This window comes from Chroococcidiopsis sp. CCNUC1 (genome assembly GCF_023546805.1).
Taxonomy (GTDB): domain Bacteria; phylum Cyanobacteriota; class Cyanobacteriia; order Cyanobacteriales; family Chroococcidiopsidaceae; genus Chroococcidiopsis; species Chroococcidiopsis thermalis.
Map to the genome: position 1 here is coordinate 171,460 of NZ_CP097481.1, position 24,169 is coordinate 195,628.

The following is a 24,169-nucleotide window of genomic DNA, read 5'->3' on the forward strand; positions in this document are numbered from 1 at the left end:
AACCACCAGGAAAAGCTTACAGCTTTGCAGAAGTGCTATTCAGAAGTTTAGTAGTTTGCACTAAAAGTTTGAACAACACGAAGCTAGAACTGAAGACGACGTTATTCAAGGAAGCTACACCTCAACTAGGTTCTCTCCTTCGTAGATATCGGATTTTGGTTTTAGCTATCTACTGCTTGTGTTAGTACACAGTTCATCTACAACCAGGTTATCTGAGATCGAGTTGAAGAAAGTAGTTTTGTTTAAATTTTTACTAGATGCTTGTAAGAAGCTGACTTTTCAATCGTCATCTATGTCTACAGACTGCCGCTCCAAAATTGAACTCATTTAGCGAACCAGTGTTTATTCAGGAGTTTGTGCTATGAAATTTGCAATACTTGGAGTTTTGTCGGTTTTGATGGTGTCTGCTATTACTGCACCTACCCTTGGAGTTGAGATAGCAGCAGATCGAGGAGAAAACAGTACTGTTGTGAGATATCAACTGCGTCCCTTTAATCTAGTGTACTTGGCTTATCAAGGTTACTTTCGAGACCAAGGTATCCCTGGCTATAGTGCGTTCCTTGCAGCTTATGAGGCGGGGAGAGTCAGTGCTGAAGATCTCGTGCAAAGTGCAGTTAAAAAGAACAAAGTTTCCCCTGAAGCTGCAACCGATCGAAGCTACCTCAGAGCTGTGAAGTCCTATATAGAAAGTTTGAGAAAAGATTAATAAAATACATAGCGCAAAATAATAGCCACACATCTATATTTGGAAAGCATAGTTTTCCAAATATAGGTGTTTAACAATACGCTCCAAACCTAATGATAAGTACGTTTATAAATCCGTGACGATCGCACAATCCTTGCCCGTTCGTATGAAGTGGAACCAAAAAACTGGACAGGGAGTTAAGCTCTGAACCACTCAAAATATGATAGGAGTAGTTCATGAGTAACAAACGCAAACAGTACAGTTCCCAATTCAAAGCCAAAGTTGCACTGGAAGCCGTCCGAGGTGAAAAAACCGTTGCAGAATTAGCAAGCCAGTACCAAGTGCATCCAACCATGATTAACAACTGGAAAAGACAGTTGTTAGAGGAAGCCAGCAGTCTGTTTGAAAAGGGGAGTGAGATCGGCAAAGCCAACGAGAGCCAACAAGCTCAGATTGATGAGTTGTATCGCCAAATTGGACAGTTGAAGGTAGAACGGGATTTTTTAGCCATCAGGTCAGCACAATTGGGGTTGAAGAGCGAAAAACCTTGGTAGTGACTGACCATCCGCAACTGAGCATTGTGCGGCAGTGCCAATTATTAGGAATTGCCCGTTCTAGCTTTTACTACCAGCCGCAAGCCCCGTCAGAAGAAGAGTTGACCTTGCTGCGATTGCTCGACCAGCAATACCTGAAAACGCCGTTTTATGGCAGTCGTCGGATGACGGTAGTGCTGCGTCAGTACGGCTATGAGATCAATCGTAAACGAGTGCAACGGTTGATGCGACAGTTGGGAATAGAAGCAATTTATCCCAAACCACGCTTGAGTCAAGCCCATCCGGAACATCAAGTGTATCCTTATCTGCTGAGAAACTTGGAGATCGCTCAAGCCAATCAAGTCTGGTGTACCGACATTACTTATTTACCTGTCCTCAAGGGGCATTTCTATTTAGTGGCAATGATGGATTGGTTTAGTCGCAAAGTATTGTCCTGGCAGATCTCCAACACGTTAGATGCAACATTTTGCCTTGAAGCGTTGCAGCAAGCAATCACAGATTATGGCACACCTGAAATTTTCAACTCCGACCAAGGTAGCCAATTTACCTCAAGCCATTTCACTAGCTGTCTCAAGGCAGTGGGAGTGCAAATCAGTATGGATGGTCGAGGACGTTGTCATGACAACATTTTTATTGAACGATTGTGGCGAGCGCTAAAATACGAGTTGATTTATTTGATGGCGTTTGAGGATGGAATTCATTTGAACCAGGAGGTACGAAAATGGTTTGAATGGTATAATCAAGAGCGTCCACATCAAGCATTGAATTATCGCACCCCTGAAGTTGTCTATTGGGAAACGCGATTGAATCGTAAAAATGCTTGAGTTAGGACATAGAGATCTCCACTTTTCAGAGCTTAGAGATCCCTCCAAATTGTCTAACTGGTTGGAACCACTTCAGTAAACAGACGAGCAAGGACAAATCCTTAGAACCAAGATTTAAAACTTGAAGGTCGTTCGTATAGTTCCAACATAGATGTTGCTGTTGTCATTGTTGTGTTCTGGGTTGAAAATTACGATCGCGCCAGGAGTGACCTCAATATTATCGGTAATAGGAAAGCGATAGAGTAATTCCGCGTGATAAGAAGTATCTTGGTCGCGACGACCGCCAAAATCATTACTAGCTGCTCTGGGTGGCTGACCAAAGATCAGACCGAGTACGCTGCCTTCTTTACCCAAGTCTTGTATGGCTAAGGTTGCCGCCCAGTTCCAAATGTCAGCAGACTGAGAAGGGCTGTTTTCATTCAAAGCGACAGTGTAGCCGCCCCAACCCGAAATTGTGATTCTTTCACCTAGCTTGAGGTTAGCTTGAGCGGCATAGTGATTGGCTGAAGTGGCGGCATTATCGAAGGGGTTGTTGGCAAAGTTACTGCCAGTACCTCCCGAAACGCTAATATTGTTGCTAGTAGTAACGCTATCGGTCACGGCATTGTCATAGCTGTGAGCGTAGGTCAGTCCTAAATTTAAGGCATCCGAGGGACGAAAAGCTAGTTGAGCGATCGCCGCATAATCTCCGTTGAATAGTCCAAAACTATTGCCAGGGTTGTTAGAATTTGGTGCTTTATAGCCGAGAGACAGACCAATACGACCTTTAGGGTTAATGTTGACAGTTAAAGCCGAACCCACCGTACCCTGTTGGCGATAGATCGGGTTAAAGCGTCCAAAGTTAGAAATGGCTCCGTTACCACTGCCTTCAAGCACGGGGTTGAAATTGTACATGTTTTCAAAGAAGTCAGAGTTGGCAAAGTCAACTTTGACTTCAGCAATGTCACCCACTGGAAAACGATAGAAAAAGTCGTCGAGGACAACATCATTGCTATCACTACCATCGAACGATAGGCGTGTCATAGCAGTACCCGTATCGCCTGAAGCACCAGGAGTTCCAGTTCGCGTAAACGGAGTGATATTGCGGGCTTGCAGCCGAGTTCTCAGTAAATCTTTTCCAGTAAAACTGGTGTTGAAACTAAGACGAGCGCGGTCAGCCAAGATAGTATTGATGTCCAAATCTCCTCTAGAACCTTCTGCCTCACCGCTACGAACAGCTCGCTCATCACCAAAGACATCTGCTGCGGCAACGACTATTTCTCCAGATAGTGTGGTGGTAGTCGAAAATTGATTTGCTTCTAATTCAGCCGTCCGCGCTTCTAAAGCATCGACGCGACCGCGCAGGGTGGCTAGTTCCGCTGAAAATTCTTCCTGCAACCGCTGTAGAGTTGCCAGGTCTTCTCTGTTGACCATATCGGCAGTAGCGGTCGCAATCAGTTCGTTAACTCTGTCCAAGCAAGCATTCAAACCAGCAGCAAATTCATACCGAGTTAAGGCGCGGTTGCCGCGATAAGTTCCGTCAGGATACCCAGCAATACAACCGTAACGCTCGACTAAGGACTGCAAGGCTTGAAATGCCCAGTCGGTAGGCTGTACGTCAGATAACTGAGAAACAGATGTTACCTGAGCCAGCATATCCGTAGCTGGAACACTGTCGTTAAGTTGGTTTCTAGTGTTTTCACCTAGTTCGCCAGAAGTTTGTACTTGTGTTTGACTCTCTAAAGTGTCTCCTGCCTTTTCTTCTGGTTCAACTTCAGATGCAGGAAAAGCTGCAACTTCCTTAAAATTTGATGTGGTAGTATTTCTACGGTTTACAGCAGTAACAGAAGATCTTGAGGATTTTAACGTTAAGTCTGTCACGGGTGCTTCAGCAGCTTGAGTACTATTCGCTACAAACAGGGTAGTACCCAGAATTACTGGACTCAACCGTAGAGCATACCATAAAGATTTCGCCATGACTTTATTCTCACTCACACCAATGTTATTGATTGACCATCAGCCTACTCAACCAACGGATGTACCGCAGTTTTTATGACTAATTTTGAACTTCATTCTTGATGAATGAACCCAATAATAATCAGATTGGCAGATCTTTATGAAATAGAGATGAAATTTAGATGTTTTTAAGAAAAATTATTTAGAGCGAGAAAGAAGATTCCCACCATACACGAACGTATAGCAATTGTTTGGGCAAGTTTAATTATAGTTAAACAAAGTAATGATAGGGTTAATCAACTATTAACCCTATTCATCCTCTAGCTACTTAGAGCAACGCTTTGGCAATAAAATTTAGAACCAAGCCTAGAAAGAAAGCGTAGTCCGGATTGTTCCCACGTAAATCGTATCGTTATCTTTATTGTGTTCGGGATTGGTAATGACCAGCACTCCTGGAGTAATGCCAATATTTTTGGTAACTTGGAAGCGATAGAAAGCTTCTAGGTGCAAAGAGGAATCCCTATCTTCACGGTCATTAATATCGTTACTAGTAACTTTCGGCGGTAAGCCAACCACAATACCACCTAAGTTACCTTCTCGCAAGAGATCTGGAAAAGCTAGAGTTACTGCATAGTAAAAGATAGAAGCATTAGCTCCATCAATTGCACCTGAGACAGCTTCAGGTCGCGTGTAGCCAGCCCAACCGCCCAAGGCAAACTTGGGATTGATTTGAAAATTCGCTGCTAAGCCATAAGAATCTGACGTATAGCTTTCTCCATCAAAAGGGTCATTGGAGTATGTACTTCCAACTCCTGCAACTCCGGCATCAAGACCATTATAGGAGCGCACGTAGGTCAGACCCAGAGCGATAGTTTTAGTGGGCTTCAAGGTAAGCTGGGCTAATGCTACAAAGGGACCACCAGTCAACCCAGACGTAGGGTTTTCGGCTTCACTGGCTAAATAAGCTAGAGATAGGTTAACTGCATCGCTGAATTCATAGGTTAGACCTGCCCCTGAACCATACCCAACTTGCGAGTAGATGGGACTGCGGTAGCCAAACGCAGAAATAGCACCATCTTTTACATCTCCAAAATAGGGATCGATCGGATCGACAAAATCCCCTAAAACACCACCATAGGGTTCGACAAGAACCGTCAGGCGATCGCTTATCGGAAATTCATAGGCGAGATAAAACACTCCTAAGTCATTTTCGGTAGAACCAACGGTATCTCGTTCGTACACCAGCCGTCCCATGTTAGTACCCGTTACGTCTCTAAAATCGGGAAAGTTGTTGGCATAAAGCGAGACGGTCAGTGTATCTTTTCCAGTAAAACTAGTCTCGAAATCTAACAGCACTCGATTGCTGAGGGTGAAATTTTCATCCACCTTGCCAGCCGAACCTGCTGGCACGCCAGAAGGAACGGCTTTGTCTTTCCCAACAGCTCCACTCAGGGCAAAAATGACTTGTCCGTTGAGTTTAGTCGTGGTCGAAAACTGATTGGCTTCTAATTCAGATGTTTGTGCTTCCAAGGCATCAACGCGACCGCGCAGCGTAGCAAGTTCGGTAGAGAATTCCTCTTGTAACCTTTGTAAAGTTGCTAGATCTTCTTTGGTTACATTGTCAGCCGTAGCTGTGGCAATTAATTCATTCACTCGATCTAGACAGGCATTTAAACCAGCAGCGAACTCGTAACGAGTCAAAGCGCGGTTGCCGCGATAAGTTCCGTCAGGATACCCCGCAATGCAACCATAACGCTCGACTAAGGACTGCAAGGCTTGAAAAGCCCAGTCAGTAGGTTGAACGTCGGATAGTTGGGATACGGAGGTAACTTGAGCTAACGAATCATCGAGCTTGTCTTCATTGCTGTAGGGGTTGGCTCGAATTGAAGAGACAGGAGACGCAGATCCAGAGAGACTTGTAGCTGGAATTGCTTGCACGGCATTGGAATATTCCGTGGAGGAGATTGCAGTCGCTTGAGCTATCGTGGCTTCTGGCTTACCAGCCTCAAGCGCATCTGTAACAGATGCAGTCGCTTTTGGTTCATCGTGGATAATCTCTATCGAATTCGTCTCTCTCTCTAAAGCTTTTATCTGTGCAGCTTGTAGTTCCGAAACTTTAGTAGTTTTTGGAGTTGGAGCCGCTGTCGAGGCAGCTACACTTGACATCAAAAATACTCCGAAAGCAGCCGAGCTTAGTAGTAGGTATTTCCACAAAATATTGGACACTTTTCCTCACACTTTTTTAGTACAAAAACTTCAAGAGCGACAATTCGAGAAATTCCTTACTCATTTAGCTGAGTTGCTTTAGACAATCGTTGCACAGCAGTAAAAGAGGTATGTCTCCTCTCCCTTGTCAGCTCAGCAGAGTAGAGAACGTTTACCAAATAAACGTTAGCTTTTGTTCTTATCCCCCACAGGAAGCTTATAGAACAATAGAAGGAAGTATTATTTTTACAGTAATTTTACTTGTTTTTACTTCCGGACGCTTCATTGGAAAACGCATCTAGTTTCTCAGCTATTATCGTTCCTATTAATAGCATTACTTCTTAAGTCTTGTCATTTCATATATACATATTTTTAATATTTTCTAGATACCACTACATTTAATACAAATTTAATTATTTCTCTGTTACTGTCTAGAAGTAGTTAAAATAAGCTTAGAGAGCTATTCTATGGTTTGCACTTGAGTCAACATCTTTTAAATCAAAAAATTTTTTCATCCTGAATTCATATTTATATGCTAAACAGTTCAAAATCAATTAATGTAACTCCAGCATAAGTTTGAAAATAAGTTATTTTCATCCTAATTTCATAATCAACTATCAAATTAGTGGAGCGTGGATTATTTACCAAAAAACGAATAATATTATTCTGGAGCAAAATATTAATGCCTCTACGGATGTCATTTATAAGTAGAGACACTAACTTGATAAAGTATCTACCTAAGTGTTCTTTAAGGAGCTGGATTGTCTCTAGTTACACTTCATAGCCTGTGGTTCATTTAACTCGTTCCTAAACTGCTAAGAGTGAAAGGCTGTAGCTCCAAAGTTCAACTGCCTTTTCGAGTGGGCTTACTTTCAGCTTCCAGATAATCCAAAGTAAACATGACTTTTGTCTACTGTGTGTAATCTCTGTGCTGCTCAAAACGAAATACCTGCTCTGATGATTGGGAGAATGGCATTCAATCTCAAGGTAATTCTTAGGATAAGGTTTCTGGCGATCGCCTCCTGGCTACTTTGCAGCAGGCAGAGAATTTTGAAAGTTACGCGGTCCTTTGTAGCCAGAAAGTTGTGCTAGTTCTTCTAAACTTTGAGTCCCCGTGACAGTTTTGCCGTTAATTACCCAAGTTGGGTATCCTTGTATTCCCGCAGCTTGACACCGCTTGGTTTGAGGATTGATACCTTTAGGGTCGCACTCCACATAAGGAATGTCCTTAACTGCTTCCCGACCAAACAGCTGTTTTTGGTCGTGGCAGTGGGGACACCAGAAGCCGCCATAGAAGACTGCACCAATCTGCTTTAGGTGTTGTGCCAGAGCGATTTCGGCTTTACCGGAGCTAGTGGTAATGGGGTATCCCCCTGGTGAGGGCTGCTCCGTACTATGACTGGAATCGGCGATCGCTGGAGTTTTCGTGTTGATATAAACTCCTAGCGTGCCGATTAGCACGACCGTTACCACGATAAATCCGGTGAAGAACAGTTGACCGATATCCTGCCAATCCCGACACAAGAGCGCCAAAGTAAATAGAAGTGCTGATAGTATTGCCGAGCCAACACAGTAGATACAGACTGCCTTGATCTCGAAAGCCAGTAAATACATCAGGTAGCCGCTGAAAACCATCATGGCTGTTCCACCCGCAAACAACAGCAACCCAGTCCAGTTCTCCAACTTCGAGCGCAGAGCCTTATTGGACTGTGAATTTACAAGTAGAGGAGCCACAGCGAAAACTACCATGCTGGCGTAGGCGAGAAAGCCAAATAACGCCAGTGGTAAGCCAAAGACAGTAGCGTAGGGGCTGGCAAGAACAATATCGCAGCCTTTAGTTGGACAGGCAGCAGAGCCTTGAGTAAATTTGATGACGGTGAGATAGGCAGTGACTACAGCACCCACAGTAGCGAGTCCTGCCATTATCGGACGCGAATAGCGATGAGTCCAAGGAGTAGAAGATCGTTTCTTCATGAAACTGTTGTAGTTGAAGTTGAATATGAGGCTAAACAATTGTACGCAAAAGAATGCTTACCGCTCTTTGGTTGGTACTGCTGGCTCTAAACAGTCACATTCCATTAGCAGTTACCAGCAAAGGGATTTCCGTATCTGCTAAAACCGTCACGACTAGTCCGAGCCACTCCAAGCGTACCCAACAAAAGTTAATTGCTAGCATTTTAATACAATACATACAATTGCTGAATAAATGTTCACATATACAATGATTCTCATTTTAGATAATATGATGAGATCGATCGCCATTGCTTTTAATGAACAACCGTAAGAAAAAGCTAGACGATAACCCACCTCTTAGTCCGGATGCACCGACCTGTGAAACTCATCCAGTGCATCTGGTCGATCGCGTTAGCTCTTCAAAGACACAAATATTACCTACAACAAAGGCACAGCAGATGGCAGAATTTTTTGCAGTGCTAGCAGATCCAAACCGTCTGCGCCTCCTATCTGCTCTCGCTTCTCAAGAGTTGTGCGTCTGTGACTTAGCGGCATTGACAAAAATGACCCAATCGGCTGTTTCTCATCAACTGCGATTATTGAAAGCCATGCGTTTAGTCAGCTACCGCCGAGAAGGTCGCAACGTTTATTACGGTTTGGCGGATCGTCATATTATCCACTTGTATCGCTGTGCGGCAGAACACTTGGACGAATCAAATGAAAGATCGCTCTTTGGGTCGCCACCCTGACTCAAGATAGCCCAACTGCTTTAGTGTAGTGAAGTTTGACAGCTCGTCTTTTGACTTGGGCAGTTGCTTCATGCAAGTAATGACAAAAAAATCCTATGCCAAGTCGATTACATCTAGAGCGAACTCTTGGTTGGACTCTGCTTTTCGCCTCACTCATTAGCCCAGCTTCTGCCCACAACATTAAGATATCTGGGGATGTGGCTGGTACTTGGCACGTTGAGCCTAACCACGCTCCCAAAGCTGGAGAACCTGCTAGAGTCTGGGTTGTACTGACCCGCAAGGGAGGACAAATTCTGCCGTTAGAGCAAGCTAATTGTCAAATGGTTGTTTACTCCCAACCCCGCAAAGGGAATGACTCCCCCGTGCTACAGCCTACCGTCAAAGCGATTAACGCTGAAAAGTATCAGGGTATTCCCGGAGCGGATATCGTCTTTCCTAAAACTGGGCTTTATCAACTGGAGTTAAGCTGCACGCCCAAAACTCAAGGTAGTTTCCAGCCGTTTCAGTTAAAGTATGATGTCACTGTTGCAGCGGGTACTACACCAATACCCAGCACTAAAACATCATTGGAGAACACCACAGATAGTGCAACTACGCAAGCGAAAAAAAGTCAGCCAAACTAAAGCACCCAAGAGTGGACGATTTTTGCTGTAATGACACATGAAGTTAGCTGGAATTAATTCCCTGCCTAAAAGCATTTGGATACTATAATTTCAGACTAACCTTGTATGTCATTGTATGTCATTGTATGTCATTATAACTAGTGTTTATAGCGTAAAGTTTTCCTCAAAGCTTCGTCTGGTGAGCGGTTGCTCTAGTTCTAAACCTTCACCGCCCAAAACTTCCAACGGTTTGCCTTCTACTTCAATCCAGACCTTTGCTTTTGGATCTAAACTCGTGGCAGTATAAATAACTTGTGCCAAGCGCCCAATCATAGCCGCACTACCACCGCCAGTAGTGAATTCTTCGGACAAATTGACGCGAACGCCATCTGGCTCAACTTTCACGTTCCGAAGCTTTGTTCTGGCTGGAATGGTAGTAGTTACCTCTCCCTTCTGAGGTCCCGCTAACAAACTGTTGAAAGCCGCTTTTAACATTGTACTGGGCTGGCGATCGGCAGTAGTTGTAATCGCTTCGGAAATCAACTCTTGGTTGCTACCAGTGTCCTTTAGCCAAAAAACTTGTGCCGTTTGCTCAACTTTCGGCTGTACCGATGGTGACGGCGACTGTTGCACTGTGTTGGGGGTAGTTGGTGATGATGGAGATTTAGTAGAATGCCAAATCCACCAAGCAGTACCCCCTCCCGCTACCACTACTACTGCTGCAATCGCCGCGATTAAACCACTAAAACCACTACGAGCTGGTTGTTTTGACATATTGAAACCCCTCCTTGGGGTTGGGATATTTGTGTAAGAAGGAAAACTTTGATTAACTACAGTTGACAACCAGCTATTTTTTGAAGACCGGAAGATGCTTCTAGATGGAGGAACGCTACAACTTATTATTTTGTGAATTTACATTCAATTGTAATATTCGTGTCGTCCACACAGAAGTCAGCTAACCTACTGGAATCTTGCTAATCTGGGGCAAAGAAAGTTTTGCGATCGCCACCAAACTTATTTAGCGTTTGGGAATTTACTAAAGTATCAGCTCATGATGTTTGATACCACTTTTGATACCATTGCTGCATTTGGTCGATCTCAGCCGTTTGACTTTTGACGATCGCCTCAGCTAGCTGACGAATTTCAGAGCGTTGGCTATGAGTCAGTACCATTTGAGCCATCATCACACCCATCTGGTGATGGGGAATCATTTGCTGAATAAACTCTCGGTCGAAGTCAGATGCATTTTGCAGGGCATACATATTTGTACCCATCCATCCACCACCCATCATGCAACAACCGCCGCCAGATCCCCAACCTCGGTCATTCCAGCCTTGGTGCATACCCATGCCAGAATTCCAGCCAGGTTGAGTATTGCCTTGCTGCTGGCGATCGCGGTGATGCCAACCCCAGCCCATGCCTTGTCTCCAAGCAGGGACATCAGTGCCATACCACTGCTTGTACCAAGTTTGCATTTGCTGAATTTCTTTGTTTTGTGTGGTTTTAATCGCTACGGCTAGTTTTTTCAGTTCGGGATGCTTTGCTCGACTCAAAGCCAGATCTGCCATTGCCACAGCCCCTTCATGATGCGGAATCATCATAACGATAAAGTGTCGCTCGGACTGACCCATCATTCTCGATCTGGAAGGAACTGGGGTGGTATTGTCTGGAGGGATAGCTTGAGAGATACTTCTTGACTGCGTGCGAGCGGTCTTGGTTATATCTGTGATGGTGTTTGGAATTGCGGCTTGCGGGAGTGCTTGGGTAGCGGCGAGCATCAACATAGCGACGCTGCCCGCGAGCAAACCTGTAAAACTGTAGAGAGTTAGTTTTTTGTTCATGGTTACACCTCATTTCCATACAAGGGAAACAAAGCCTTCCCAGCAATTAACCGATGTCAGAAAGGTTTCGTGGAGCCAGTGGGAAAATAGTAGTTTTATTTTAGATGTTAGACAAAAAGGTTGAGGAAATTGTGAGCAACAAGAGATTTCTGTTATGATGGCTGGGATTGACGCGATCGCATTCAGAATAGAGATGACTGAATATAAATTATTCCGCTCTGAAACTGGAACAATTCCCGATTGTTTAGCTCTAAGAAAATGCAAAAATCTTTCAGTCACAAGCCAAACAACTTCAGACAACCTAAAAAGTTGGGATGGGGGTTGAGATTTCTGATTTTAGGAGTGCTAGCGTTACCGATTCTCATTTGGAACGGACGCAGAGAACAGCAATTTCCTTCTGAAAAAAATCCTTTTGGCTACTTACCACAACTAGCTATGTCGGGAGGCGACCCTTATGTTCGGGCATTAATGCGGACGATATCTGCCAGCGAGTCAAATGCTGAAGAACCCTACGTTTTGCTGTACGGTGGAGACCACTTTCACAATTTCAATCAACATCCTAACGTTTGCGTAAAAATTGCTAGGGGTCCAAATCGGAGAAAATGCTCTACGGCTGCGGGTCGCTATCAATTTCTCGCCTCGACTTGGTTAGAAAAAGCTCGTAAATATCACCCTCACCCTCATGGATCTACTGGTTTAAGCATATATAGCTTTGAGCCTAAATACCAGGATAAAGTTACCTACAAATGGCTGAAAGATCGTCGGATTTGGGGTACAGATATTGCGTTTTTGTTGAGACAAGGACGAGTCGATGAAGTCCTAAAGATGTTATCTGGCACTTGGACAAGCTTGGGGTATGGAATTGAAGATAACTGGGTAACTCCTCATTTAGCAAAAATTTATCAGCAAGTTCTTGCCGAGGAATTGTTACGAGTCCAAAGTTCAGGCGATCGCGATCGCTAGATTTGTCAAAGAGATTCGACTTAAATTTGTATAGCAACGCTAAGAACCAACTGTTATTTGTGAGGCTTGAAATGAAACACAAACAATCTCCGAGAATACAAAAATGGTTGCGCCCGATTGCGATCGGCGCTGCCATTGGAGTCGCGATGGTGACTTATCCAGCAGTCGCGCAGAACTTGGGAGACAATTCTTTGCTGGGTACTCCTCTAAGTCGCTCGGTAAGTGTTGCTTGGAACGTTAATAAAGAACAGACGAAACTATCTGCAACGCCAGAGATTGTTGTCTATCGCAGTCCATCTTGCAGTTGTTGTGGTGGATGGATTGACTATATGAAAAAACAAGGTTTTCAAACAAAAGTCATACTCACATCCGACATAGAAGCAGTAAAACAAAAGTATAGCGTTCCCGATCGCCTCGCATCTTGCCATACGGCAGTAGTCAATGGCTATGTCATCGAAGGACACGTACCAGTTAATGATGTTAAACGCCTGCTGCAAGAAAAGCCTAATATTGCTGGTATATCCGTTCCCGAAATGCCTGTAGGCACTCCTGGTATGGAAGCAGGGGATCGCAGAGATCCATTCACCGTGTTCTCCTTTGATAAAAATGGCACAGCTAAAGTCTTTAACAAGTATCCATCTTCTTGAAGCAGATTTCTGCCAAAAAAAGCTTTTGTGAGAATGTAACTTCGCTTAAGCCTTTTGGCAGATATAGAAGATTGTCTGCGATTGAAACGAACAAGGGTGCAACGCGAAAAAGTGGGATTAAGCTGGATAAAGCCTAGCTGTTAAAATGGAGTCGCAAAAAGTTGACCAAGTTCTTGCAGCCCATTGGCAACGTGCGTGCAATATCGCTTCTGCATTTCCCTGTAACCAGAATTTGCCATTACCTTTGAGCCTTTGGTTAACCACTTGGCGGATTAAACTTTCAATTGCGCCGCTGCCAATAGGCATCTTCATCGCTGCCACTTGAGAATAGCTCAACCGCCCTTGTTGATGAAATTTAGTGAAATACTGAATCTCGGATATCGTAGTCGATCCGCGCTCGCCACAGATCTTTTGACTCAAAGCCTGCATTTGAGCAAGTAAATCAGCTGATTGTCCGCGTTTGAGTGTAGAACGAGCTGGCTTAAACCAGACTCGTTGTTCTCTTGGCTGGGTAAAAGCAGCATCAGCAAACATGTGTAAATGTTCTGTGGCGTGGTAGAAGTCGAGTAGACCGTGTGTTGATTCTTGTGGACAACCGAGACGTTGCAGTAGTGGTGGGATATGTTTCCAGATCCATTCAGCCCCATCTGCAATTAATACTACTTGAGATGCCAAATTTATTCCTAGTCGTACCAAATGCATTTCTAATAGTTCCAGAAAGGGTTGAAGCTTGCCATAAGTCCCATCGTTAGTCACAGAAATTTCAGCGGTATTGACCCGTTTACCCAAGGAATCTACTACATAAATCGTCAATAATTTTGGTTCGATCCACTCAGCTTTATAGCCATGTCGATGGGAATTGTGACGACGTTTACCCGTTTTGGCATTACGAATGCGAGTGCGTCCCCCATCAACGGAAATCACCACTCGATGGTCTTTCAACAGCGGCGTAATCGGTAATGTGCCTTGTTGCAAATGGAATCTCCTTGAGCGACGCTGGCTTAAGCCCTGTTGATTGAAATGGTAGGTTAAACGCTCAACTCGCCTCATGCTGATGCTAATGCCCCAATTTTGAAGCGAGTCGCGGGCGATTGCCAACGATCCACTTACTGTCCCCGTCTGCGCCACAGTAGACCAGATTAAAGGAGTAATACCTTCTTCCATACACAACCATCTCAACAGCGGACAAAACCCCTGCCCTCTTGTTTTTCGGCATTTGGAGTGTAGTTGATTTGACCGTTCTACCACATATGGTAACCGCAGAGATACCACAACGTTACCTAAACATAGTACTTGCCGCTCAACTCGCCCATTCCCCTGACTTTTCGGGTGTCGCCATCCCTGTGTTTGTTTTTTCGCCGTCTTCATTGCTTCGGGTGACTCTGAGAGATTGTGTAACAGCAAGGCGATACATTGTCCCGCTAGCTCAAGCGCCGCTTGTCTAATTTTCTGTTCTCGGTCACGAAGAGTTCGCCCATCCCACCGTGACACACTATCGAGTCACAGTTCAGCGGCAATTGTCTTCTCAAAGCTTTCAAGGCATTTCGCTAAATCTAGTGTTGCAGGTATAGTGTTATTGCAATTCATGGTAGGAACTCCTGGCTGCTTGGGCCTTGCCCAAACATCTTGCCCAGGCATCCTACTTTTTTTTGTGCTTTTCACGCTACCCTACCCAATCCCACTTTTTTGCGTTGCGCCCACGAACAATTAGTTACACAATAGCAGATACTCGTGGCTCTAAATCTTGAAACAATGGCGTACTCAAGTAGCGTTCTCCAAAGCTGGGCTGAATCATGACAATCAATTTTCCTTTGCTCTTCGAGCGCTGAGCTACGCGGATTGCTGCACATAGTGCTGCACCGGAGGAGATGCCAGAGAGTAGACCTTCTTCTTTTGCCAACCGCCGACTGTAAGCGATCGCTTGCTCATCAGTCACGCTTATGATTTCATCAAGCAAGTCCACTCGGAGGACTTGGGGAATAAATCCAGCACCAATACCCTGAATTTTGTGCGCTCCTGGTTGTCCCCCTGATAAAACTGGGCTATTAGCAGGTTCAACAGCGATCGCTTGAAAACTTGGTTTCCGTGCTTTAATTACCTCTGCCACACCAGTAATTGTGCCACCTGTACCAATACCAGCTACGAGCATATCTACTTGCCCGTCCGTATCTGACCAGATTTCCTCTGCTGTTGTCTCTCGGTGAATCTGCACGTTAGCTGGGTTGCGAAACTGTTGCAGCATATAAGCATGGGGTGTTGTGTCAACTATTGTCTGCGCCCGGCGAATCGCACCGCTCATACCTTCTATTCCCGGCGTAAGTTCGAGTGCGGCTCCATAAGCCCGCAGCATTGCTCGTCGTTCATTGCTCATTGTATCGGGCATCGTCAGAATTAGCCGATACCCTTTGGCAGCCGCCGCCATTGCTAAGGCAATTCCAGTATTTCCTGAAGTGGGTTCGACTAAAGTCGTCTTTTCTGGACTAATTAGTCCCTCTTGCTCTGCCGCATCAATCATGCTAACACCAATTCGATCTTTGACTGAGGCAGCAGGGTTCATGCTTTCAAGTTTCACCACAATTTGCGCTACACACCCCTCGGCTGGCGGAATGTTGTTTAATTGCACTAGGGGAGTACGACCGATTAATTCTGTAATGTCTTTGGCGATACGCATGGCTTGAATTGATTAGTTAGTTGTCAAAAGAATGATGAATGGTTAAATTTTCAGCTTCTTTAATGTTGAGTACGAGAAGCTAGCGTTTGGGGGGAAGCTAAGTTACCGCAATGCTCGTTAGCAGGAATCGCTTCCATCATCTTTTGCGGCTCTGGTAGCTCTAAGTTGGTCATTAGTTCAATAAAGCTAGCGCGATCTCGTCCGGCAAACCGAGGATTCCATCGTCTTTCTTCCCCAATTGTAGACACTGTAAATCCTCGGTAATCATGAGCAGGGTATACCAGGGTTTCATCTGGCAGCGTAAATAGCCGCTGTGTCACTGAATTGAATAGAACTGCTGCGTCACCGCCTTGAAAATCAGTGCGACCACAGCCTCGGATAAACAGAGCATCTCCTGTCAGCACGCGGTCGTTATTGACTCGGTAAGCCATATGACTATCAGTGTGACCAGGGGTGGCGATCGCTTGGATAGAAATACTCCCAAGCAGCAGCATTTCTCCATCTCGAATCAACCGATCGGCACACACTGCCTGTGCCTTTTCTGGCAATACTCCCAAGCTCCCTGTCAACTCCCGTAGTTTGGCAGTTCCAGTGATATGGTCGGCGTGGATATGGGTTTCTAAACAATAACGCAGCTTGAAGCCAAGCTCCTGAAGCAGATTGCGATCGCGCTCTACTTGTTCCAAAACAGGATCGACCAGAACAGCTTCTTGTGTTTTGGGGTCAGCAATCAAGTAGGTATACGTTTTGGATTCAAGATCGAACAACTGCCGAAAAAACATATCTAGCCCTCCTGGAGCGTCTAATGCTGTGACTTCAAATAAGTTCTACTGGGGCGGAGATAGCAGAAAGCTAAGTGCAACTGCTTTCTCTCGCCCAAAGATCTATTTTTTATCAGCTACACCAGCATCTTATAGATGAGACAGGTTACTTATTCGGTTGAGGAGTCATCCGCAGATAAGGCTTGATCTCTTTATAGCCCTTGGGAAACTTCTGCTTTAACTCTTGAGGATCTTTAATTGAAGGGACGATAACGCAGTCATCTCCCTCTTTCCAGTCGGCTGGAGTAGCAACTTGGTAGTTGTCAGTCAACTGTAAAGAATCAATTACCCGCAAGATCTCGTCAAAGTTACAACCCGTGCTAGCGGGATAGGTAAGTGTTAACCGCAGCTTCTTTTGAGGGTCAATGATAAAGACGGAACGAACAGTTAAGGTATTGTTGGCATTAGGATGGATCGTGCCATAAAGGTCAGATACCTTACGATCTGGATCTGCCAGGATGGGATAGTTGAGCTGGGTAGATTGCGTTTCTTCAATGTCTCCAATCCATCCTCTGTGGGATTCGACATCATCAACGCTCAGTGCCAACACTTTAACATTGCGTCGCTCGAATTCAGGTTTAAGTTTGGCAACTGCCCCTAGCTCAGTCGTGCAAACAGGTGTGAAGTCTGCTGGGTGGGAAAATAGCACAACCCAGCGATCGCCTGCCCACTTGTAGAAATCGATCTCGCCAGTACTCGACGCTTGAGTAAAATTTGGTACTGTATCGCCTAGTTGTAGAGACATAGTAAACCTCCATCTAACAGGAAAACAAACTAACCTATCGGGTTGATAGATTTCTTCAGAGTTGCGGGACGGTATTTTTAAAGTTTCAAGATCCCTGATAGCCAATCATCTGGGCTAACTGTCAATGCCCTGTTTGGGGCGTGTTTTGGAAATTACGCGTTCCCTGATAATTCGACAAATCTGCCAGTTCTTGCAGCGTCTTTTCTCCGGTATATTTTTGTCCATTGATTTCCCAGGTGGGGAATCCCTCAATTCCTGCTGCCTGACACGCCTGGGGTTGCGCGTTTTGCCCCTGAGGATGGCATTCCACGTAGTTCAACTGCTTGGCGGCTTCTGCACCAAACAGGTGCTTTTGGTTCTGACAGTGGGGACAGGTGAACGCCCCGTACATTTTGGCTCCCGTTTGCTTAAGATGCTGCGCCAAAGCGATTTCGGCTGCACCAGAGGATGAGGCAATCGTATAACCACCCGCTTGGGCAGCGACACGCGGATTGTTCGCGTTAGCGTAAACGCCGAGTGTAGCAACCAGTGTAATCATACTAACAATCGTCCCAGTAAAAAACAGTTGCCCAACTTCTTCCCAATCCCGCCCAATAATGGACAGGATGAACAGGCTGGTTGACAGCAATGCTGACCCAACACAGTAAATACAGACTGCTTTAATCACAAATGCAATCAGGTACATCAGATAGCCACTGAAGATCGTCATGGCGGTTGCCCCTACGAACAGCAGTAGCCCAGTCCAGCGTTCTAAATTAGTGCGGAGTACCTTTTGTTCAGAGGAGTTGACTAGCAGAGGGGCGATCGCGAGAACGACCATGCTGGCATAAGCTAGGAAACCAAACAGCGCGAGGGGCAACCCAAACACAGTCGCATAGGGACTGGAGAGAACGACATCACATCCTCCAGTTGGACAAGCAGTAGGATCTCCAGTGAGTTTGGTAATCGTAAGATAGGCGGTGACTGCTGCCCCGATTGTGGCAATTCCTGCCACGATCGGACGCGACCGACGATGAATCCAGGGAATAGAGTGTTTACGAGTTATCATGAAACTTCGCTAATTCGTGTATTAAACAATCGCATAGCATTGAGCGTTACGAACAGAGAAGATCCCATATCTTCTAACACTGCTACTGGCAAACCGATTATCCCCAGAGTTCCCAAGAGGATAAACGTACCATTCAAGACAAGCGCCAAGATAATACTTTGCTTGATGACTGACAGGGTGCGTTGGCTGAGTTTAATCGCATAAGCCAACCGTTGCAAGTCTCCACTTGTTAGTACAACATCAGCCGTTTCGAGGGTAACGTCGATGTTGCCAACTGCAAAACTGACATCGGCGGCTGCCAGAGCGGGAGTATCGTTGATGCCATCTCCAACCATACCTACTACTCCAGCACGGCGAAGTTTGTAGATTGCCTGGAGTTTGTCTTCGGGTAGTAATTCTGCTTGATATTCATCAATGCCAACCTGTTGAGCAATCTGTCTAGCTACGGGAGAGCGATCGCCTGTCAGCATTATCAGGCGTTTCAACCCAATTCGCTTCAACGCTCGAATTGCTTCTGTGGATTCCAGACGCAAACCATCTGCTAGAGCGATCGCACCGATTAAGCCTTGGCGAGTCCCGACTAACACGGGAGTTTGTCCCTGTGATTCCATCTCGGTCAGTAAGGATTGAGCTGCTGCTGATAGTGAAATTTCTTGCTCAGTAAACCATCGGCGATTGCCGATAAAGTAAATAGACTGTCTAAACTTTGCCCAAACTCCTTTACCAGGGACAGCGGTAAAGGATTCTGGCGACTCCAGTTCCATTTCCTTTGCTTTTGCTTGTGCCACGATCGCCTTCGCCAACGGATGCTCCGATCTTTGTTCTAAAGAGGCGGCAATTAGTAGCACGGTATCTGCACTTATTTCCCCTAAGGTATAAACCTCTTGCACAACAGGCATTCCTTGAGTAATCGTGCCAGTTTTATCAAAGGCAAGGGTTGTCAATCGTCCGGCTGTCTCCAGTGCATTGCCACCTTTGAATAACACCCCTTTTCGGGTTGCCGCCCCAATTGCACTCACCAGAGAAACGGGGGTAGCAATTACCAAAGCGCAAGGGCAAGCAATGACGATCAATACTAATGCTTTGTAGAACCAAACATTAAACGGTTGAGCAAAGAACAATGGAGGAATAAATGTAATCCCTGCTGCAAGAGTCAGGACAACTGGCGTGTAAATGTTAGAAAAACGGTCAACCCACTGCTGAATTGGAGCGCGGCTCTCTTGGGCTGATTCTACTAGATGAATGATACGGGATACTGTTGTATCTTTTACGGAGTGGGTTACCTGAACTTCCAAAAAACCAGTTGAGTTCAGCGTGCCTGCGAAGACGCGATCGTCCTTCTCTTTATCTTCCGGAATCGCTTCCCCTGTGATTGGTGACTGATCGACCGCACTCATTCCAGATATCACTACACCATCTAACGCAATGCGTTGTCCTGGTCGAATAGTTAGGATTTCGCCTACCCCAATTGTTTCAACGGGAACTGTCACTTCCTGTCCGTTCCGCTTGACTGTAGCAGTAGGTGGAGTTAAATCCATCAAATCGCGGATGGCATTGCGAGTCCGACTGAGGGTGAAAGTCTGCAATGTCGTCCCCAATGTAAACAGAACGATGACTAGTGCGCCTTGGAACCAATAGTTCAGGATTGCAGCTCCAATTGCGGCAAGCGTCATCAGCAAGTTCATGTCGGCTCGACGCAGTTTCAAGGAGATCCAGGCAGCTCGTGCGATCGGCAATAGGGCAACAATCAAGCTGATGGCATAGAAGCCTTGGGCAACCCAATCCAGTGAGAATACCCGTTCGACCATCACCCCCAGCAGCAAGCCAATGCTACTGAAAAGGACGGTCTGTCCCCTTCGCGTCCTCAGCCAAAACTGCCAACCTGTCAAGTCAGATTTTGGCGATCGCCGAGCGGCTGTTGACTGGTGAAGTGGCATAGCATCAGAGCCAGTGCCAGTATCTCCTACATTTGCGCTCGTCACGTCCTCGACGGTATAACCCAAAGCAGTAACTCGATCGAGAATTGTCGATTCACTAACCTGAATCGGGTCATACGATACTTCTAGCCGTTCGGTTGCAAAACTGACTGAAACTTCAGAAATTCCTGGCAGTTTCTGGAGACTAGCTTCAATTGTCTTGGCACAACTGCCGCAATCCATTCCACTCACCTTGGCTTGAAGTTTTTGACTAGAGGACTGCACCGGAGCCTGCTCAACGGTGTAGCCCAAGTCAGTCACGCGATTGATGATGTCGGCTTCACCAATTTGTTGAGGGTTGTAGGATACGGTTAATCGCCCTGTCGCAAAACTCACGGATACCTCAGTCACTCCAGGCAACTGCTGCAATCTCGCTTCAATGGTTTTGGCACAACCACCACAATCCATACCGCCAATCTGCGCTTGTAGGATTTTGATAGAGGGAGTGGATGTCATCTTAAGTGATTCGCTCGAAGATAGGGTTTGATTATGGAAAGCTTTTCCGATCGTTCGATCGCTGATTCCAAGCTAAATACGCCAAAGCAGATCGGCTTCCAGACGTAATTATCAGCATATTATCACTTACTGATATGTCAGTCTATCATTAGAGAGAGTTACTTGGATAAGATCGGCAAAATATTATTAGTGGCTGATAAGCTGATATTTTAGAACTATACTAATGCCAATGATTGCTCAAGCTAATAAAGTAGCGAATAAAGTTGATTTGAAAGCCAAGCTCTTTCGCGGCTTTTCCGACTCCTCGCGTCTATCCATCCTCAATGCGTTGCGTGTCGAACCCTTAACTGTCAACGATATTGTTGAAGCTACAGGACTAAACCAATCTAACGTTTCTAACCATCTTTCCTGTCTGCGCTGTTGCGATCTGGTTATCCGCTCTCAGCGAGGACGTTACGTATACTATCAACTGGCTGATGCACGAGTAGCCAAGTTTCTAGACTTGGCAGATGAACTGCTAGCGGACGTGGCGAAGGGTGTCTACGAATGCACTCACTACGATCTGCCAAAAGAGGCTAAAAATGGCAAATGCAATAACCATTGAGGTTGCTACCAGTCAAATCGATCGTGCCAAAACCTGCCAGCTGCTAAGTCTAGCGCACGAGGACAGGATTGCTTGGTGTCCACCTGTAGACAACTTTTTGTCTTCCAAAAACAGTGGCAGGGAATAGAGGAGATTTTGAATGATATTTGAGCATGAAGGCGCTTTCCGATCTCGATCTCCCAGTTAAGCTGAATGACTGCCAACTTTCCCATTCGAGTTACGTAAAGACTGGGCAAGGTACACAAAAGATAAAGCTCCTCTGGATTGTTTTGGGATTGAGGATTGGTCTTTTCTTGGTAGAACTGAGAGTAGGACTTTGGAGTCACAGCCTCTCACTTGTAGCCGGTGCAGGGCATTTATTCTCAGATCTGCTCGCTTTGGGATTGACGCTGCTAGCCGCTTGGCTGGCACAACGTCCTGCTGTCGTCAAGCGACTTTTGGATATCAGCGCTTAGAAATTTTGGTGGCGCTGCTCAATGGATTGGGGCTGATGGCAATCGCTGCCTGGATTGCCTGGCAAGCTATTGGTCGCTTCCAAACTCCTTTGGCATACCGATGCCGATCGTAGTAGGATTGAGCTTGGTGATTAATGGCTTCAACGCTTGGTTACTACAGGATGACAGTCACCATAACTTAAACCTGCGGGGAGCGTTCCTGCACGTAGTTGCTGATGCTGCTAGTTCTGTCGGCGTGATGCTAGCCGCTTTAGCCATTTACTACTTGAACTGGCTCTGGGCAGACGCATCTGCAAGTTTACTCGTTGCTTGCTTGCTCAGTCTCGGTGCTGTCCCCCTCGTTCAAGACAGCTTAGAGATTCTGATGGAATACGCTCCCCGCTGTATTGATGTAGCTAGAGGTTGAAGCTATCTTAAGAGAGCTAAAGCTTTTAATTGGTATCCATCCTCCTGAGTCCCCACCTGTGCTTTTGTCCTAGTCCTATGACTAGACCAATGGTAATAATGCCAGCGAACAAAGCGAGTGTAGTTAATCGTGCCGATAAAGGCGGTGCTACTCCCTCAACTTCGATTTCTCTTTTTACCCGAAAAGGATGAAATTTGCGAATTGCATTGGGATGGGGAGCAACTTCCACTTCAACTTTATGGGGTGCGCCATCAAAAAACTGCTGCTGCCAAGTCAGTTTTCCATTGGCATCTGGGATACCTTGATAGGCAAAGGCTACCCACTCATGCTCAAGTTGGGTGGTTTTAATATTCAAAATCACATCCGTTGCTGGCTGATGGGTTTGGGTATCGATCGCCTCAGCTTGCAAGTTAGCAATCTTACCAACAGTGGCGTTGGTATCCCCTAATAATCGCAGCTCAAGACCCTGAGACTGCACGCTCGCCCTAGATCCTGCTTGTGGTTTGCCTTGAACTATATGGGACGTTGACACCCCAGATTCAGCCAGTTCGGCGCTAATATTGACGATTAACAACGCAACGACCGCGATCGCGACTGCCCCACTTAACAGCAGCCGGACTCGCTGCGGTGCTATCTCACCAGTTGGGATGGATTGTTGCCCGCCGATTATCCAACCACCCAAGAATCCAACTACAAACAAGATGGCGATAAGAAAACCAAAGTTACGATACTTCACCCAGTTTTCAGACACAGATAAAGTCAGAGTTTTCTGGATGGGAATAAAGGTATTAGCAGCGTTTGGGGTGACAGCGACTCGCAGTTGGTACGTCCCTCGAATTGGCAGCATTTGCTGAAGATTCAATTCCCCCTTGGGAGCAACAGCCTCTATCTCCAGAAGTTTTGTTCCTTCTACTATGGGAAAATCTGTTGTCAACCAAGGATTGGGCGGTGGAGTCAGAATTTGTAGATGTATTCTGGCATTTTCTATTGGTCTATCTGACTCATCCACTACTTCTAAAATCAACTGTACGGGTAATTGCCGATTTGCTGCCTCGGCTTCAAAAGGTAAGATTTTGCTGAAAGTGGGCTTAGTCGTCAGCCGCACGACTGGTTGTACTGTCTGGGATAATCCCGTGCGATCGCCAAAAACTATTCCCATCAGGCAAATAGCGCTGATGAGCGCAGACGAATGAAATTTTAACATTGTTGCTCTTGAACTTTTACCCGATCGAGAAAGCTAAATCCTTTCCTTAGCGTTGTCCCTAGTGACAACTCACAAGCCAAGTATGATGACGCAGAGAATGCACTTTGTCGTGAGCTGCTGGATAGGTAGTGAAGTAAATCGTCCAAAGCGACAGAGCGCAAAGCGAGATGTAGAGCGTCGCCTGCACGGGAACTGACAGAGTGAAGCGTGCTGCTTGAGATCGAACAGAAGCAATTGAACGAGCCGTCATCGTGTACCTCGCAGATGAGTTAAAGGAATGAAAAGTCTCGGCGGGCATCCTGGCTGGGAGTACGAGTGGGATACTCCTTCACAGTTGCGGGACAGCGTTGGACTTGCACCAAACTTTCCCCGTTACCTCTAGTGGCTGCTTCCCACCAGAACCGACTTATAACTCAGACTTTATCGCAGTTTGTGCAGTTGCACTAACCTATTAGCAACAGTTTTACATTTGTTAATTCTTCATGGAAATTATTAAATCTGCAATTTACTTTGTGTTAGCCGGATTGTGCGAAATTGGCGGCGGATATTTGATTTGGTTGTGGCTGCGCCAAGGCAGAAGTCTCTGGTTTGCCATCGCTGGGGCATTGCTACTAGCTGTTTATGGTGTCATTCCCACGCTACAGCCAGCTAGCTTTGGTCGCGTCTATGCCGCATACGGTGGTGTGTTCGTAGTTCTCTCGCTGTTCTGGGGATGGCAGGTGGACGGGACTGCTCCAGATAAATTCGACTACTTCGGTGCATGGCTGATGCTTTTGGGCGTATTGGTGATGATGTATGCGCCTAGAGGCTGATATTTTTGGCAAA

Annotated in this window: 22 protein-coding genes, 2 pseudogenes and 1 riboswitch; of the genes and pseudogenes, 10 read left to right on the forward strand and 14 right to left on the reverse strand. The window is 45.8% G+C overall.

The genetic code is table 11. The annotated features are described in order from the left end of the window. Window positions 1-361 precede the first annotated feature (361 nt). Window positions 362-706, forward strand: a complete 345-nt coding sequence (locus M5J74_RS30245; protein WP_250017244.1) for a hypothetical protein — start codon at window positions 362-364, stop codon at window positions 704-706. A 215-nt stretch (window positions 707-921) separates the two neighbouring features. Then, window positions 922-2,063, forward strand: a protein-coding gene (locus M5J74_RS30250; protein WP_371933972.1) for an IS3 family transposase whose coding sequence is annotated in 2 segments (ribosomal slippage) — window positions 922-1,195 and window positions 1,195-2,063 — 1,143 coding nt in all. Because the reading frame shifts where the segments join, the coding sequence is not laid out codon by codon here. A gap of 114 nt (window positions 2,064-2,177) precedes the next feature. Here the strand turns inward: M5J74_RS30250 and M5J74_RS30255 are convergent. The 4 genes from M5J74_RS30255 to M5J74_RS33000 all read right to left on the reverse strand — a co-directional run bounded on the left by M5J74_RS30255 (window position 2,178) and on the right by M5J74_RS33000 (window position 8,394). Beyond that, window positions 2,178-4,019: an iron uptake porin gene (locus tag M5J74_RS30255; protein ID WP_250017246.1), complete on the reverse strand. Its 1,842-nt coding sequence runs from the start codon at window positions 4,017-4,019 to the stop codon at window positions 2,178-2,180. A gap of 345 nt (window positions 4,020-4,364) precedes the next feature. Next, a complete protein-coding gene (locus M5J74_RS30260) occupies window positions 4,365-6,164 on the reverse strand; it encodes an iron uptake porin (protein WP_250017248.1) in 1,800 nt (599 codons plus the stop codon). Between the two features lie 1,065 nt (window positions 6,165-7,229). Then, window positions 7,230-8,177 carry a vitamin K epoxide reductase family protein gene (locus M5J74_RS30265; RefSeq protein WP_250017250.1) on the reverse strand — a complete coding sequence of 316 codons (948 nt, stop codon included), beginning with the start codon at window positions 8,175-8,177 and terminating at the stop codon, window positions 7,230-7,232. A gap of 94 nt (window positions 8,178-8,271) precedes the next feature. Further along, window positions 8,272-8,394, reverse strand: a complete 123-nt coding sequence (locus M5J74_RS33000; protein WP_256498798.1) for a hypothetical protein — start codon at window positions 8,392-8,394, stop codon at window positions 8,272-8,274. A 79-nt stretch (window positions 8,395-8,473) separates the two neighbouring features. On the opposite strand from M5J74_RS33000, the gene M5J74_RS30270 reads away from it, so the two are divergent. After that, a complete protein-coding gene (locus tag M5J74_RS30270; RefSeq protein WP_250017252.1) occupies window positions 8,474-8,905 on the forward strand; it encodes a helix-turn-helix transcriptional regulator in 432 nt (143 codons plus the stop codon). Between the two features lie 95 nt (window positions 8,906-9,000). Next, window positions 9,001-9,528, forward strand: coding sequence for a hypothetical protein (locus M5J74_RS30275; protein WP_250017254.1), 528 nt, complete (start codon window positions 9,001-9,003; stop codon window positions 9,526-9,528). 144 nt (window positions 9,529-9,672) lie between these two features. On the opposite strand, the gene M5J74_RS30280 is transcribed toward M5J74_RS30275, so the two are convergent. Both M5J74_RS30280 and M5J74_RS30285 read right to left on the reverse strand, forming a co-directional pair. Then, a complete protein-coding gene (locus tag M5J74_RS30280) occupies window positions 9,673-10,281 on the reverse strand; it encodes a GerMN domain-containing protein (RefSeq protein ID WP_250017255.1) in 609 nt (202 codons plus the stop codon). A 275-nt stretch (window positions 10,282-10,556) separates the two neighbouring features. Further along, the gene (locus M5J74_RS30285; protein ID WP_250017257.1) at window positions 10,557-11,348 is read right to left on the reverse strand and encodes a DUF305 domain-containing protein; all 792 of its coding nucleotides are present in this window, start codon (window positions 11,346-11,348) and stop codon (window positions 10,557-10,559) included. Window positions 11,349-11,606: 258 nt separating this feature from the next. Here M5J74_RS30285 and M5J74_RS30290 point away from each other — a divergent pair, with 258 nt between their 5' ends. Further along, entirely contained in the window at window positions 11,607-12,311 is a 705-nt protein-coding gene (locus M5J74_RS30290) for a glycoside hydrolase family protein (protein WP_250017258.1), read from the forward strand. A gap of 71 nt (window positions 12,312-12,382) precedes the next feature. After that, window positions 12,383-12,958 carry a DUF411 domain-containing protein gene (locus tag M5J74_RS30295; RefSeq protein ID WP_250017259.1) on the forward strand — a complete coding sequence of 192 codons (576 nt, stop codon included), beginning with the start codon at window positions 12,383-12,385 and terminating at the stop codon, window positions 12,956-12,958. Window positions 12,959-13,075: 117 nt separating this feature from the next. On the opposite strand, the pseudogene M5J74_RS30300 reads toward M5J74_RS30295, so the two are convergent. The 6 genes and pseudogenes from M5J74_RS30300 to M5J74_RS30325 all read right to left on the reverse strand — a co-directional run bounded on the left by M5J74_RS30300 (window position 13,076) and on the right by M5J74_RS30325 (window position 20,675). After that, a pseudogene (locus M5J74_RS30300) lies at window positions 13,076-14,545 on the reverse strand (ISLre2 family transposase). Window positions 14,546-14,669: 124 nt separating this feature from the next. Beyond that, the gene (gene cysK / locus M5J74_RS30305) at window positions 14,670-15,629 is read right to left on the reverse strand and encodes a cysteine synthase A (RefSeq protein ID WP_250017260.1); all 960 of its coding nucleotides are present in this window, start codon (window positions 15,627-15,629) and stop codon (window positions 14,670-14,672) included. Between the two features lie 59 nt (window positions 15,630-15,688). Then, complete coding sequence (locus M5J74_RS30310; RefSeq protein ID WP_250017261.1) at window positions 15,689-16,411, reverse strand: MBL fold metallo-hydrolase; 723 nt, start codon at window positions 16,409-16,411, stop codon at window positions 15,689-15,691. A gap of 145 nt (window positions 16,412-16,556) precedes the next feature. Continuing rightward, window positions 16,557-17,195: a peroxiredoxin gene (locus tag M5J74_RS30315; RefSeq protein WP_250017262.1), complete on the reverse strand. Its 639-nt coding sequence runs from the start codon at window positions 17,193-17,195 to the stop codon at window positions 16,557-16,559. 121 nt (window positions 17,196-17,316) lie between these two features. After that, window positions 17,317-18,243 carry a vitamin K epoxide reductase family protein gene (locus M5J74_RS30320; RefSeq protein WP_250017263.1) on the reverse strand — a complete coding sequence of 309 codons (927 nt, stop codon included), beginning with the start codon at window positions 18,241-18,243 and terminating at the stop codon, window positions 17,317-17,319. After that, complete coding sequence (locus M5J74_RS30325) at window positions 18,240-20,675, reverse strand: heavy metal translocating P-type ATPase (protein WP_250017264.1); 2,436 nt, start codon at window positions 20,673-20,675, stop codon at window positions 18,240-18,242. Before M5J74_RS30325 ends, M5J74_RS30320 begins: the two co-directional genes overlap by 4 nt. A gap of 223 nt (window positions 20,676-20,898) precedes the next feature. Here M5J74_RS30325 and M5J74_RS30330 point away from each other — a divergent pair, with 223 nt between their 5' ends. The 3 genes and pseudogenes from M5J74_RS30330 to M5J74_RS33010 all read left to right on the forward strand — a co-directional run bounded on the left by M5J74_RS30330 (window position 20,899) and on the right by M5J74_RS33010 (window position 22,140). Next, window positions 20,899-21,279 carry an ArsR/SmtB family transcription factor gene (locus tag M5J74_RS30330; protein ID WP_371934107.1) on the forward strand — a complete coding sequence of 127 codons (381 nt, stop codon included), beginning with the start codon at window positions 20,899-20,901 and terminating at the stop codon, window positions 21,277-21,279. Between the two features lie 152 nt (window positions 21,280-21,431). Further along, window positions 21,432-21,847: pseudogene (locus tag M5J74_RS33750) on the forward strand (cation transporter). Beyond that, on the forward strand, window positions 21,835-22,140 hold the full coding sequence (locus tag M5J74_RS33010) for a cation transporter (protein ID WP_256498800.1): 306 nt from the start codon (window positions 21,835-21,837) through the stop codon (window positions 22,138-22,140). The pseudogene M5J74_RS33750 and the gene M5J74_RS33010 overlap by 13 nt, the downstream one beginning before the upstream one ends. 25 nt (window positions 22,141-22,165) lie before the next feature. Here the strand turns inward: M5J74_RS33010 and M5J74_RS30340 are convergent, their stop codons facing one another. After that, entirely contained in the window at window positions 22,166-23,344 is a 1,179-nt protein-coding gene (locus tag M5J74_RS30340) for a hypothetical protein (protein WP_250017265.1), read from the reverse strand. A 58-nt stretch (window positions 23,345-23,402) separates the two neighbouring features. Then, entirely contained in the window at window positions 23,403-23,594 is a 192-nt protein-coding gene (locus tag M5J74_RS30345; RefSeq protein ID WP_250017267.1) for a hypothetical protein, read from the reverse strand. A gap of 21 nt (window positions 23,595-23,615) precedes the next feature. Continuing rightward, window positions 23,616-23,765: riboswitch (cobalamin riboswitch) on the reverse strand. A 61-nt stretch (window positions 23,766-23,826) separates the two neighbouring features. Here M5J74_RS30345 and M5J74_RS30350 point away from each other — a divergent pair. Then, complete coding sequence (locus M5J74_RS30350; protein ID WP_250017269.1) at window positions 23,827-24,156, forward strand: YnfA family protein; 330 nt, start codon at window positions 23,827-23,829, stop codon at window positions 24,154-24,156. Window positions 24,157-24,169: the final 13 nt, after the last annotated feature.

Excerpts from the sequence above, each read along its gene's own strand:
- M5J74_RS30280 (WP_250017255.1), bottom strand. The coding sequence starts at position 10,281 with ATGTCAAAACAACCAGCTCGTAGTGGTTTTAGTGGTTTAATCGCGGCG.
- M5J74_RS30350 (WP_250017269.1), top strand. The coding sequence starts at position 23,827 with ATGGAAATTATTAAATCTGCAATTTACTTTGTGTTAGCCGGATTGTGC.
- M5J74_RS30315 (WP_250017262.1), bottom strand. The coding sequence starts at position 17,195 with ATGTCTCTACAACTAGGCGATACAGTACCAAATTTTACTCAAGCGTCG.
- M5J74_RS30325 (WP_250017264.1), bottom strand. The coding sequence starts at position 20,675 with ATGACATCCACTCCCTCTATCAAAATCCTACAAGCGCAGATTGGCGGT.
- M5J74_RS33000 (WP_256498798.1), bottom strand. The coding sequence starts at position 8,394 with ATGTATTGTATTAAAATGCTAGCAATTAACTTTTGTTGGGTACGCTTG.
- M5J74_RS30285 (WP_250017257.1), bottom strand. The coding sequence starts at position 11,348 with ATGAACAAAAAACTAACTCTCTACAGTTTTACAGGTTTGCTCGCGGGC.
- M5J74_RS30295 (WP_250017259.1), top strand. The coding sequence starts at position 12,383 with ATGAAACACAAACAATCTCCGAGAATACAAAAATGGTTGCGCCCGATT.
- M5J74_RS30310 (WP_250017261.1), bottom strand. The coding sequence starts at position 16,411 with ATGTTTTTTCGGCAGTTGTTCGATCTTGAATCCAAAACGTATACCTAC.
- M5J74_RS33010 (WP_256498800.1), top strand. The coding sequence starts at position 21,835 with ATGCCGATCGTAGTAGGATTGAGCTTGGTGATTAATGGCTTCAACGCT.
- M5J74_RS30320 (WP_250017263.1), bottom strand. The coding sequence starts at position 18,243 with ATGATAACTCGTAAACACTCTATTCCCTGGATTCATCGTCGGTCGCGT.
- M5J74_RS30265 (WP_250017250.1), bottom strand. The coding sequence starts at position 8,177 with ATGAAGAAACGATCTTCTACTCCTTGGACTCATCGCTATTCGCGTCCG.
- cysK (WP_250017260.1), bottom strand. The coding sequence starts at position 15,629 with ATGCGTATCGCCAAAGACATTACAGAATTAATCGGTCGTACTCCCCTA.
- M5J74_RS30340 (WP_250017265.1), bottom strand. The coding sequence starts at position 23,344 with ATGTTAAAATTTCATTCGTCTGCGCTCATCAGCGCTATTTGCCTGATG.
- M5J74_RS30330 (WP_371934107.1), top strand. The coding sequence starts at position 20,899 with ATGCCAATGATTGCTCAAGCTAATAAAGTAGCGAATAAAGTTGATTTG.
- M5J74_RS30345 (WP_250017267.1), bottom strand. The coding sequence starts at position 23,594 with ATGACGGCTCGTTCAATTGCTTCTGTTCGATCTCAAGCAGCACGCTTC.
- M5J74_RS30245 (WP_250017244.1), top strand. The coding sequence starts at position 362 with ATGAAATTTGCAATACTTGGAGTTTTGTCGGTTTTGATGGTGTCTGCT.
- M5J74_RS30270 (WP_250017252.1), top strand. The coding sequence starts at position 8,474 with ATGAACAACCGTAAGAAAAAGCTAGACGATAACCCACCTCTTAGTCCG.
- M5J74_RS30275 (WP_250017254.1), top strand. The coding sequence starts at position 9,001 with ATGCCAAGTCGATTACATCTAGAGCGAACTCTTGGTTGGACTCTGCTT.
- M5J74_RS30260 (WP_250017248.1), bottom strand. The coding sequence starts at position 6,164 with ATGTCAAGTGTAGCTGCCTCGACAGCGGCTCCAACTCCAAAAACTACT.
- M5J74_RS30255 (WP_250017246.1), bottom strand. The coding sequence starts at position 4,019 with ATGGCGAAATCTTTATGGTATGCTCTACGGTTGAGTCCAGTAATTCTG.
- M5J74_RS30290 (WP_250017258.1), top strand. The coding sequence starts at position 11,607 with ATGCAAAAATCTTTCAGTCACAAGCCAAACAACTTCAGACAACCTAAA.